11 protein-coding genes are annotated in these 11077 nt (G+C 71.0%); all 11 read left to right on the top strand.

Annotated features, from left to right (window positions below):
- The first annotated feature begins 245 nt into the window (after window positions 1-245).
- Window positions 246-1850, top strand: coding sequence for a methyl-accepting chemotaxis protein (locus F2B26_RS11360; RefSeq protein WP_159809414.1), 1605 nt, complete (start codon window positions 246-248; stop codon window positions 1848-1850).
- 93 nt (window positions 1851-1943) lie between these two features.
- Window positions 1944-3047 (top strand): chemotaxis-specific protein-glutamate methyltransferase CheB, encoded by a 1104-nt coding sequence (cheB, locus tag F2B26_RS11355; protein WP_159809412.1) that lies wholly within the window; start codon window positions 1944-1946, stop codon window positions 3045-3047.
- Window positions 3044-3973 (top strand): CheR family methyltransferase, encoded by a 930-nt coding sequence (locus tag F2B26_RS11350; RefSeq protein ID WP_159809409.1) that lies wholly within the window; start codon window positions 3044-3046, stop codon window positions 3971-3973. Before cheB ends, F2B26_RS11350 begins: the two co-directional genes overlap by 4 nt.
- Window positions 3970-4353, top strand: a complete 384-nt coding sequence (locus F2B26_RS11345) for a response regulator (RefSeq protein WP_159809407.1) — start codon at window positions 3970-3972, stop codon at window positions 4351-4353. The genes F2B26_RS11350 and F2B26_RS11345 overlap by 4 nt, the downstream gene beginning before the upstream one ends.
- On the top strand, window positions 4350-4802 hold the full coding sequence (locus F2B26_RS11340; protein ID WP_159809405.1) for a chemotaxis protein CheX: 453 nt from the start codon (window positions 4350-4352) through the stop codon (window positions 4800-4802). The genes F2B26_RS11345 and F2B26_RS11340 overlap by 4 nt, the downstream gene beginning before the upstream one ends.
- A 22-nt stretch (window positions 4803-4824) precedes the next feature.
- Entirely contained in the window at window positions 4825-5184 is a 360-nt protein-coding gene (locus tag F2B26_RS11335) for a response regulator (protein WP_159809418.1), read from the top strand.
- The gene (locus F2B26_RS11330) at window positions 5181-5666 is read left to right on the top strand and encodes a hypothetical protein (RefSeq protein WP_159809403.1); all 486 of its coding nucleotides are present in this window, start codon (window positions 5181-5183) and stop codon (window positions 5664-5666) included. Before F2B26_RS11335 ends, F2B26_RS11330 begins: the two co-directional genes overlap by 4 nt.
- Window positions 5667-5771: 105 nt before the next feature.
- Entirely contained in the window at window positions 5772-7223 is a 1452-nt protein-coding gene (locus F2B26_RS11325; protein ID WP_159809401.1) for an NCS2 family permease, read from the top strand.
- A gap of 87 nt (window positions 7224-7310) precedes the next feature.
- Entirely contained in the window at window positions 7311-8636 is a 1326-nt protein-coding gene (locus tag F2B26_RS11320; RefSeq protein ID WP_159809399.1) for a UDP-glucose dehydrogenase family protein, read from the top strand.
- 491 nt (window positions 8637-9127) lie between these two features.
- Window positions 9128-9547, top strand: a complete 420-nt coding sequence (locus F2B26_RS11315; protein WP_438939196.1) for a MarR family winged helix-turn-helix transcriptional regulator — start codon at window positions 9128-9130, stop codon at window positions 9545-9547.
- Window positions 9544-10863: an MFS transporter gene (locus F2B26_RS11310; protein WP_159809397.1), complete on the top strand. Its 1320-nt coding sequence runs from the start codon at window positions 9544-9546 to the stop codon at window positions 10861-10863. The genes F2B26_RS11315 and F2B26_RS11310 overlap by 4 nt, the downstream gene beginning before the upstream one ends.
- Window positions 10864-11077 lie beyond the last annotated feature (214 nt).

Raw genomic sequence — 11077 nt, 5'->3', positions numbered from 1 at the left:
GTTGCTTCAGCGGCCAATGCTTCGACCGATGTGGCTCAGAAGATGGGCGTGGCCGTGGCGGACCTGGCCCAGCTGGCCGCGACCTTGCACACCGAGGTCACCAAGTTCACCTACTGAGGACCGCCGGACACCCTCGGGGCGCAGATGCGCTCGCTCGTCGTGGGTGCCCACACGCTCGATGACCGTGTGCTGCTCGTGGTCGACCTCGACCGAGCAGTCGCCCAGAACCGAAAGAAGAAGCCGTCATGTCTCAGTCCTCTGCCAGCACGCCCGCCGCACGTCGACGGACCTTCCTCGACCTGCCCCTGCTCACCAAGTTCGGGGTCGTGCTCGGGCTGTTCCTCGCGGTGACCCTCGCCCTGACGGCGCTGTCGGTCGTGCGGCTCCTCGGTCTGAGCAGATCGGCGCACGAGACCTATGTGCAGAACAGCGTCCCGATGACCAAGCTGCTCACCGCCGAGGCCGACTTCGGCAACCTGCGGGCGAGGATCGCGTCGCTGAGCGAGGTCCCGGCGGATCAGCAGGATGCCGCGGTCACGGACATCAAGACGAAGGTCGATGCGGTGAACGCGTCGGTGAGCGCGTACCTGCCGGGTGCCCAGAGCCAGTCGAACGCCGACGCGATCGGGCAGGACCTGACGACGTACCTCACGTTGGTGAGCGACAAGCTCACCAACTACGCGGCGGGCGTCGCCACCACCCCCGAGGCCGCGGACGCCTCGCGCCAGGCCGCGGCCTCGCTCAACACCCTGTTCGCCGATGAGACGAAGCTGCAGGCCGAGCAAACCGCGCAGCGTGACGCCGCCGGGAGCGCAAGCGCCCGCCAGGCCGTGATCATGATCGTCAGCGGGTTGGTGGTCGCGCTGGTTCTGGTGCTTGCCCTGGGCTTGCGTGTGTTCGCCAGCCTGCGGCGCACCGTGGCCGACGTCCAGGTCTCGATCGAGGCACTGGCCGCTGGAGACCTCACCCGCGACCCGAAGGTCACGACGGCGGACGAGATCGGCCAGATCGCGGCGGGTCTGGGTCGTGCCCAGGCCGCGTTGCGCCAGGTGATCTCCCGCGTGGCGACGACCTCGTCCGCGGTGGCGGCCTCGGCCGAGCAGCTGTCTGCGAGGTCCCACGAGATCGCGTCGGGTGCCGCGGGTGCGGCTGAGCAGTCGTCTGCGGTGGCTGCTGCTGCTGAGCAAGTGAGCCGGAATGTGCAGACGGTGGCTGCGGGTGCTGAGCAGATGGGTAGCTCGATCGGTGAGATCGCGCAGAATGCGTCGCAGGCGGCGAAGGTGGCTGCTCAGGCCACGGATGTGGCGGCGGCGACCAATGAGCAGGTGGCTCGTCTTGGTGTGTCGAGCCAGGAGATCGGTGCGGTGGTCAAGACGATCACGCAGATCGCTGAGCAGACGAATCTGCTGGCGTTGAACGCGACGATCGAGGCTGCTCGTGCTGGTGAGGCGGGTAAGGGTTTCGCGGTGGTGGCCGGTGAGGTCAAGGACCTGGCGCAGGAGACGGCCAAGGCGACCGAGGACATCGCTCGTCGGGTGGAGGCGATCCAGTCCGAGACCGGTGGTGCGGTCGATGCGATCGGTCAGATCGCGGCGATCGTGGGTCAGATCAACGACTACCAGACGACCATCGCTGCGGCGGTGGAGGAGCAGACCGTCACGACCAACGAGATGTCTCGCAACGTGGCGGAGGCTGCGACCGGGTCGGGTGAGATCGCCTCGAACATCACCGGCATCGCCGGTGCCGCGCAGGCGTCGACGGATGCGGCCCAGCTCATGGGCACCGGCGTCGCAGACCTCACCCAGATGGCCGAGTCGCTGCGCGCCGAGGTCTCCACCTTCACCTACTGACGCGCCGAGCGACCGACGCGTTCACCTACTGACAGCCCTCGACCCGCCGATGTTCTTGAGAAGCGAGACCGTGTCCCCCGAAAGGAGTCGTCCATGACAGCGATCAGGGTTCTGGTCGTCGACGACTCGGTCGTCGTGCGACGCCTGGTCACCGAGGTCTTGGACTCCGATCCACAGATCGAGGTCGTCGGGACCGCGTCCACCGGGCTCATCGCGCAGTCGCGGGCCGCCCAGCTGGGTCCCGACCTGGTGACGATGGACATCGAGATGCCGGACATGGATGGCATCGAGGCCGTGCGCACGCTGCGCAAGGCCGGCCACCGGATGCCGATCATCATGTTCTCCACGCTCACCGAGCGCGGCGCCGCGGCCACCCTCGAGGCGTTGGCGGCCGGTGCGACGGACTACGTCACCAAGCCCACCAACACCGGCGGCCTGGCGGCCTCGAAGCAGCAGGTCGCCGACAACCTCATCCCCAAGGTGAAGGCGCTCGTCGGTGCTCGTCGCCCGGCGGCCCGCGCCACCAGCACGAGCCCGGTGGCGACGGCCGCCCCCAAGGCCGCCCGCGCGTTCACGCTGCGGTCCGAGCCACCGGCCCGTCCCGTGCACGCGCTCATCGTGGGCTCGTCCACCGGGGGGCCGGAGGCGCTGTCCCGGTTCTTCGAGGGGCTGCACCAGGCGCCGCCGGTGCCGGTGCTCGTCACCCAGCACATGCCGCCGGTGTTCACCCGTCAGCTGGCGGCGCGCCTGGACCGGCTCGGCCCGACCCGGGTGGTCGAGGCGACCGGGGCCGAGACGCTCGAGCCGGGCCACGCGTACATCGCGGCCGGCGACCACCACCTCGAGCTGCGTCGGCAGGGCACCTCGGTCAAGACGGTGCTCACCGACGGTCCGCCGGTGAACTTCTGCCGTCCGTCGGTCGATGTCATGTTCCGTTCGGCGGTCCAGGTGCTGGGAGGCAACCTGCTGGCCGTCGTCCTCACCGGGATGGGGGCGGACGGCCGCACCGGCTGCGCCGACCTCATCTCGGCCGGCGGCACCGTCTACGTCCAGGACGAGGCCACCTCCGTCGTGTGGGGCATGCCGGGGGCCGTCGCCACGGCCGGTCTGGCCCACCGTGTCCTGCCCCTCACCGAGATCGCTCCGGCGGTCGAACGTCGTCTGCACGGCGTCCTGACATCAGGAGGACCTCGATGACTCTCACCTCCGACACCTTCGAGTGGGTCGCCACGCTGGTGCGCGCCCGCAGCGCCATCCAGCTCGGCCCCGGCAAGGAGTACCTCGTCGAGAGCCGGCTGCTGCCGCTGGCCCGCGCGGCCGGGATGCCCGGAGTCGACGCGTACGTGAGCAAGATCCGCAACGGCCGGGACACCGTCGGCGAACGCGCCGTGGTCGAGGCGCTCACCACCAACGAGACCTCCTGGTTCCGGGACAACTCGCCGTTCATCGCGCTGCGCGCGCACCTGCTGCCCGAGCTCATGGCGGTGCGCAACCGCCCGGTGCACCTGAAGTTCTGGTCAGCAGCGTGCTCGACGGGGCAGGAGCCCTACTCCCTGGCGATGACCCTGCTCGACGTGCTGCCGCCGACGGTGACCTTCGAGATCCTGGCCACCGACCTGTCGGAGAAGGTGCTCGACCGGGCGCGCACGGGCAAGTACTCCCAGCTGGAGATCAACCGCGGTCTGCCGGCCCCGCTCATGGTCCGGCACTTCACCCGGGTCGGCGCCGAGTGGCAGGTGAGCGCGGACCTGCGGTCCCGCGTGACGTTCCGGCCGCACAACCTGCTCGACACCCCGCCGCCGGGCCGGTTCGACGTGATCTTCCTGCGCAACGTGCTCATCTACTTCGACCTGCCGACCAAGCAGCAGATCCTGCGACGGATGGCCTCCGTGCTCAGCCCGGAAGGGTCGCTCATGCTCGGCGCCGCCGAGACCACCATCGGCGTCGACGCCGGCTGGGACCGGGTCCCGGTCGGGGCGGCGTCCGTCTACCGCCCGAGTCGTGCCGCCCCGGCCGGCTCGCCCGCTGTGCCCTCGCAGTCCGCACGTCCTGGCGCCGCCACCGGCGCCCTGGCTGCATCGTCCGTGTCCGCCCTGGGAATCCGAGCTGGAGCAGTCCGATGAGAGCACTGGTGATCGACGACTCGCGCACGATGCGCCGCATCGTGTCCGGGACGCTGCACAACCTCGGCTTCGAGACGGTGGAGGCCGAGCACGGCCAGGCCGCGCTCGACGTCCTCGACTCCGGCGTGCACGTCGACCTGGCGTGCATCGACTGGAACATGCCCGTGATGGACGGGCTCACCTTTGTCACGCAGGTGCGGGCCGACCCTGCCCTGCGCGACATCACGCTCATGATGGTCACGACCGAGTCGGAGCAGTCCCAGATCGTCCGGGCACTCGCCGCGGGCGCGCACGAGTACCTCATCAAACCCTTCACCGCGGATGCGATCCGGGAGAAGCTCGAGTGGCTGGGCCTCGTCCCGGCGGAGGAGTACGTATGAGCGCCATGGTCGACTCGGACTCGGTCTACGCCATCGCCGAGTCCGTCTTCTCCGCGATGATCGATGGCGACGAGGGGCTGCTGCTGCCCTGGGAGGGCGACCTCCCGCAGTTCGCGGACCCGCTCTACGCCTGGGTCGACCTGCTCGGGGAGTGGCAGGGGCGCGCTGCGCTCACCACCGAGGCCCCGACGGCGCACGCCCTGGCCCGGGCCCTGCTCATGATGGGCGACGACGAGGTCGTCAGCGACGCCGACCTCATCGACGCGTTCGGTGAGATCGCCAACGTCGTGGGCGGCAACGTCAAGGCGCTGCTGCCGACCCAGGGCACCCTCGGGCTGCCCCGCGTCGACGCCGTGCTGCCACCCCACGAGGGTGGTTCCCTGAGCCAGGAGCTGCGCTTGTCGTGGCGCGGGCAACCGATCGTCGTGGCCGTGTGGCTGTTCGGCTGACCAAGGAAAGGAGACTGCTGTGATCCGCGTACTCGTCGTCGACGACTCCCGCGTCATGCGGCAGATCGTCATTCGCACCCTCCGTCAGGCGGGCTACGACTGGGACGTCCGGGAGGCGTCGAACGGGGCCGAAGGGCTTGCGGCCGTGCAGTCCGACGAGCCGGACGTGGTGCTGTCCGACTGGAACATGCCGGAGATGACGGGCATCGAGTTCCTCAAGTCGCTGCGCGCGGCAGGGTTCGGCACACCGTTCGGCTTCGTGACCTCGGAGGGCTCACCGCAGATGCGGGAGCAGGCCGAGGCGGCCGGGGCGCTGTTCCTCATCGCCAAGCCGTTCACGGCCGAGGGGTTCCGCGACGTGATCGAGCCGGTGCTGGCATGAGGAAGACTCCGCTGCCGACCCCGCAGCAGGTGCGCGAGACGCTCCAGATGCTCCTGGGCCGTGAGGTCGAGGTCGAGACCGGCGCCGACATGGTGAACCCGAAGGCCGAGGGCGGTGCCGTCGTCGGCGTGTTCGATGCCCAGCCGGGGCACACCCTGGCGGCGCTGTGGGTCTCGGACCTGCCGCTGTCGGCCTACATCGGTGCCGCGCTCGGGCTGGTCCCGGCGCGCGCCGCGGAGGACGCGGCCAACGTGGGGCTCACCGAGCTGCTCACGGAGAACCTGCGCGAGGCGATCAACGTCGCCGGGTCCCTGCTCAACTGCGAGGGTGCGCCGCACGTCACGCTCGAGGCCGTCTACGCGCCGGGCGAGTGGCTGCCCGCGGATGCTGCGCAGTGGGTGATGGCGTACGTCCCGCGTGAGGACCTCAAGGTCTCCGTGGCCGGCTACGGCGAGGGCACGCTGTCGATCGTGGTGCCCTGAGGCCGGTGACCCCCTGAGCCCTGTGCGGCCCTGAGGCCCTGGCCCCGCGTCGACAGTCTGGACGCGGGCTGTGGCTCAGGCCGTCACAGTGCCAGGATGCGTCCCATGTCTTCCTCGACCGCGGCCCCCACCGCGCCGCCCACGAACCCGCTCGACCGCTTCTTCCACATCACCGAGCGTGGCTCGACGATCGGCACGGAGATCCGTGGTGGTCTCGTCACGTTCTTCACGATGGCCTACATCATCGTGCTCAACCCGATCATCCTCGGCGGCAAGGACGCGACCGGTCAGGCGCTGGCCGCCCCGGCGACGATCGCGGCCACCACCTCGCTCGTCGCGGGCGTGATGACGATCCTCATGGGCGTGTGGGCCAACTTCCCGCTCGCCCTGGCCACCGGCCTGGGCATCAACGCGGTGGTGGCCTTCTCCATCGCGGTGCTGCCCGGCATGACGTGGCAGGACGCGATGGGCATCGTCGTGCTCGAGGGCATCGTCATCACGGTGCTCGTGCTCACCGGGTTCCGGCAGGCCGTGTTCAACGCGGTCCCGGGCTGGCTCAAGACGGCCATCAGCGTCGGCATCGGCCTGTTCATCGCATTCATCGGCCTGGTCGACTCCGGGTTCGTCCGGGTGCCGGTCGGTGCGGGCACGCCCGTCGAGCTGGGCCAGTTCGGCTCGCTGAGCACCTGGCCGGTGCTCGTGTTCGTGCTGGGCCTGGTCGTGATGATCGTGCTGCTGGTGAAGAAGGTCCGCGGCGCCATCCTCATCTCGATCGTGGGCACCACCGTGCTGGGCATCGTCGTCGAGGCGATCACGCACGTCGGGGCCGCGTCGGCGGACAACGCCGGCGGCTGGCGGTCGACCGTCCCGGCCTTCCCGAGCACGCTGGTGGACACCCCGAACTTCTCGCTGCTGGGGCACTTCTCGCTGTTCGGCGCGTTCGGCAAGCTCGGCGCCATCACGGCGATCGTGCTGATCTTCTCGCTGCTGCTCTCGGACTTCTTCGACACGATGGGCACCATGGTCGCCATCGGCGGCGAGGCCGGTCTGCTCGACGAGAACGGCAACCCGCCGAAGACCAAGGAGATCCTCATCGTCGACTCGCTGGCCGCGGTGGCCGGTGGTGCGGCGGGCGTCTCGTCCAACACCGCCTACATCGAGTCGGCCTCGGGTGTCGGCGACGGTGCGCGCACCGGGCTGGCCGCGGTGGTCACCGGGATCGCCTTCCTGCTGTCCACGTTCCTGGCGCCGCTGGTCGCCGTCATCCCGTCCGAGGCGGCCGCACCGGCGCTCGTCGTCGTCGGGTTCCTCATGGTGACCCAGGTCGCGGACATCGACTGGAAGAGCTACGAGATCGCCATCCCGGCGTTCTTCACGATGATCCTCATGCCGTTCACCTACTCCATCACGGCGGGCATCGGCGGTGGCGTCATCCTCTACGTCGTGCTGCAGGCCGTGGTGGGCAAGGCCAAGAAGGTGCACCCGCTCATCTGGCTCATCGCGGTGCTCTTCGTCGTGTACTTCGTGCGCGGGCCGTTGCAGGCGCTGGCCGGCTGAACCCGGGCCGTCGTCGGCGGCCTCGCGGCCTGCTGCGGGGCCGCCGGATACAGTCACGTGTCGGGTCCGGACCGAAGGGGCAGTGACGTGCGCATCAGTGTCATCGGCTGTGGGTACCTGGGGGCGGTCCACGCCGCGAGCATGGCCCAGCTCGGCCACGAGGTGGTCGGGGTCGACGTCGACGAGGCGAAGATCGCCTCGCTGGCCGGCGGGCGCGCACCGTTCTACGAACCGGGACTGCCCGAGCTGCTGGCCGAGGTCGGCGCGACCGGTCGGCTCACGTTCACCACGGACATGTCGGCCGTGACCGGGGCTGCGGTGCACTTCGTGTGCGTCGGGACACCGCAGACCAACGGCGAGTTCCGCGCCGACCTGCGCTACGTCGACGCGGCGTTGACCGGGTTGCGGGAGCACCTGCGTCCCGGCGACGTCGTGGCCGGCAAGTCGACCGTCCCGGTGGGGACCGCCGAGCGGCTCGCGCCCGACCTGGCCGCCGCGGGCGCGACGCTCGTGTGGAACCCGGAGTTCTTGCGTGAGGGCTTCGCGGTGCAGGACACGCTGCACCCCGACCGTCTGGTCTACGGCCTGCCCACCGACGCCGACGGTGAGCCGACGGCACGCGGGCGCGAGGCCCGGGCCGTGCTGGACCAGGTCTACGCGACCCCGCTGGCCGAGGGGGTGCCGCTGGTGGTCACCGACTACGCGACGGCGCAGCTCGTCAAGGTCGCGGCCAACTCGTTCCTGGCCACCAAGATCTCGTTCATCAACGCGATGGCCGAGCTGTGCGAGGCGACCGGCGCCGACGTCACGCGGCTGGCCGACGCCATCGGGTACGACGAGCGGATCGGCCGGCGGTTCCTCAACGCCGGGCTGGGTTTCGGCGGTGGCTGCCTGCCCAAGGACATCCGGGCGTTCATGGCCCGGGCCGGGGAGCTGGGCGTCTCGGACGCGCTCACCTTCCTGCAGGAGGTCGACTCGGTGAACATGCGCCGGCGCGTCCGGCTCGTCGACCTGGCCCGTGAGGTGTGCGACGGGTCCATCGTCGGCAAGCGGGTGGCGGTGCTGGGGGCGGCGTTCAAGCCCGAGTCGGACGATGTGCGTGACTCGCCGGCGCTGTCGGTGGCGGCCCAGATGCAGCTGCAGGGCGCGCACGTGACGGTGACCGACCCGCAGGCGATCGACAACGCCCGTGCCAAGTGGCCCGACCTGCGTTTCGCGCCGACCGCGCTCGAGGCCGCGCAGGGCGCCGACGTCGTGCTGCTGGCCACCGAGTGGTCGCAGTACCGCGATCTCGACCCCGAGGAGCTCGGTGCCGTGGTCGCGCACCGCCGGATGCTCGACGGGCGCAACGTCCTTGTCCCGGCGCAGTGGCGGGCCGCCGGCTGGACCTACCGGGCCCTGGGCCGGCCCTGAGCAGGCGGCGGCCCGGTCTCGGTGCCTGACCGTCGACCGATCCCGCCGGCCGCCAGGGCTGGCCGGACTCCTTGGTCTGCTCCCGGCCCGCCCCGGCCCGACTCGGCCTAGCCCGCCCCGGCCCGGCCTGGCCCGGCTCGGCCGTTCTGCCTGGAACTGGTCCTTTGGTCTGCCGACACGCCGGTTCCGGGCGCACAAGTGACCAGTTCCCGAGTCTGCGTCGCCGGCCCCGGCCCGCCCCATTTCCCAGGAACTGGTCACGTGGTCTGCCGACTCGCCGATTCCGGGCGCACAGGTGACCAGTTCCCGAGTCTGCGTCGCCGGCCTGGTCCCGACCACCGGCCTGCCCCGGCCTCCGCCACCGGCCGGGGTCGCCCGACCGGCGGCCTCCGCCACCGGCCGGGGTCGCCCGACCGGCGGCCTCCGCCGCCGGCAGGGGTCGCCCGACCGGCTCAATCATTACCTCAGGTAATGAGGTAGAGTAACGATCTGTGACCTCCTCGACCCTCGCCCAGGACCTGAGGCGGGCGTTGTCGATGGCCTCGCGCCGGGTCAAGGCCGAACGGGGTGACGCCGGGCTCCCGGACCCCCAGTTCAACGTGCTGGCGATGCTGCACGCGCACGGCGCGATGACGCCGGGCCAGCTCGCCGAGGCCGAGCGCATCCAGCCGCCGTCGATGACCCGCACCGTCAACTGCCTCGTCGAGCTGGGGCTGGTCGCCAAGACCGAGCACCCCACCGACGGCCGCCAGGTGCTCGTCGACCTCACCGAGGCCGGTCGCGCCGAGGTGCACGAGACCCGTCGCCGCCGCGACGCCTGGCTCACCGGCCGGCTGTCACAGCTCACCGCCGACGAGCGTGCGCGGCTCGGCGAGGCGGTCGAGCTGCTGCGCAGGATCGCGGCCTCATGAGCCCGACGTTCTCCTCGCTGCACTACCGCAACTACCGGCTGTGGTTCGGCGGCGCCCTCGTCGCCAACATCGGCACCTGGATGCAGCGCGTCGCCCAGGACTGGCTCGTCCTCACCCAGCTGTCCGACAACTCCGGGGTCGCGGTCGGCATCACCACCGCCCTGCAGTTCGCGCCGTCGCTCCTGCTGTCACCCGTCGCCGGGCTGCTGGCCGACCGGGTCGACCGGCGCCGGATGCTCATGGCTACGCAGACCGGGATGGGGGTGCTCGCCGCGGGACTGGGCGCCCTCGTGCTGTCCGGTGGTGCGCAGCTGTGGCACGTCTACGTCTTCGCGGCGCTGCTGGGCGCGGTCTCGGCGCTCGACGCCCCGGTGCGGCAGACCTTCGTGGCCCAGATGGTTCCGCCGGACAAGCTGACGAACGCGGTCGGCCTCAACTCGGCCTCGTTCAACGCGGCCCGGCTCATCGGACCCGGGTTGGCGGGGCTGGCCATCGCCTGGATCGGGACCGGCTGGGTGTTCCTGGCCAACGCGGTGACCTTCGCCGCGACCATCGGCGCGCTGGCGGCGATCCGGGTGAGCGAGCTGCAGCCGCTGCCGTCCGTCCCGCGCCGTGCCGGCCAGCTGCGCGAGGGTCTGGCCTACGTGCGGGGGCGCAGCGACATCCTCGTCATCATGGCCGTGGTGAGCGTCGTGTCGACCTTCGGCCTCAACTTCCAGCTCACCACCGCGATGATGGCGCGCATCGAGTTCGGCAAGGAAGCGGCGCAGTACGGCGTGCTCGGCTCGGTGCTCGCCATCGGCTCGCTCACCGGGGCGCTGCTGGCCGCGCGGCGGGAGCGGCCCCGGGTGCGGCTCGTCATCGGGTCGGCGTTCGCGTTCGCCGTCACGACGGCCGTCGCGGCCCTCATGCCGACCTACCAGACGTTCGCGATCGCGCTCATCCCCGTGGGTCTGTCCTCGCTCACCATGCTCACCGCGGCGAACTCGGCGATCCAGGTGTCCACCCCGCCGGAGGTGCGGGGCCGGGTGATGTCGCTCTACCTCATGGTGTTCCTGGGGGCGACGCCCATCGGCTCCCCGGTGGTCGGCTGGATCGGCGAGACCTACGGGCCGCGCTGGTCGATCGGCATCGGGTCGGTCACCGCGCTGCTGGCCGCCACCGGTGCGACCGTGTGGGCGATCCGCGCCTGGGACCTGCGGGTCCGCTACCACGTGACGACCCGGCCGCACCTCGAGGTGCGCTACCCCGCGCGGACGGACGTCGCCGCCCGGCTGGGTGCGCAGGAGGCTGCCGACGCCAAGGCCAGCGTCTGAGCGCAGCGGCGCGACGCATCCGGTCCCGGTGCCGTCGTGGTCGGTGCCCGACGGGCCGGGCTCTCCGGGCCTCCGGTGTGCCACGCTGACGTCGTGAGCAGCACGTCGACCCCGCCCCCGCCCGGCCCCGAGGAGCCCGGGACTCCCGGTCCGGGCCGGCCCGACGCGGAGCCGTCCGCACCCGAGCCGTCCGCATCCGAACCGCCGTCGGCCG

Origin of the sequence: Cellulomonas citrea, assembly GCF_009829685.1 — a bacterium.
GTDB classification, from domain to species: Bacteria; Actinomycetota; Actinomycetes; order Actinomycetales; family Cellulomonadaceae; genus Cellulomonas; species Cellulomonas citrea.
This window is presented reverse-complemented; position numbering and strand designations above follow the sequence as displayed.

Coding starts and splice junctions, on each gene's coding strand:
- F2B26_RS11360 (WP_159809414.1), top strand. CDS start 246: ATGTCTCAGTCCTCTGCCAGCACGCCCGCCGCACGTCGACGGACCTTC.
- cheB (WP_159809412.1), top strand. CDS start 1,944: ATGACAGCGATCAGGGTTCTGGTCGTCGACGACTCGGTCGTCGTGCGA.
- F2B26_RS11350 (WP_159809409.1), top strand. CDS start 3,044: ATGACTCTCACCTCCGACACCTTCGAGTGGGTCGCCACGCTGGTGCGC.
- F2B26_RS11345 (WP_159809407.1), top strand. CDS start 3,970: ATGAGAGCACTGGTGATCGACGACTCGCGCACGATGCGCCGCATCGTG.
- F2B26_RS11340 (WP_159809405.1), top strand. CDS start 4,350: ATGAGCGCCATGGTCGACTCGGACTCGGTCTACGCCATCGCCGAGTCC.
- F2B26_RS11330 (WP_159809403.1), top strand. CDS start 5,181: ATGAGGAAGACTCCGCTGCCGACCCCGCAGCAGGTGCGCGAGACGCTC.
- F2B26_RS11325 (WP_159809401.1), top strand. CDS start 5,772: ATGTCTTCCTCGACCGCGGCCCCCACCGCGCCGCCCACGAACCCGCTC.
- F2B26_RS11310 (WP_159809397.1), top strand. CDS start 9,544: ATGAGCCCGACGTTCTCCTCGCTGCACTACCGCAACTACCGGCTGTGG.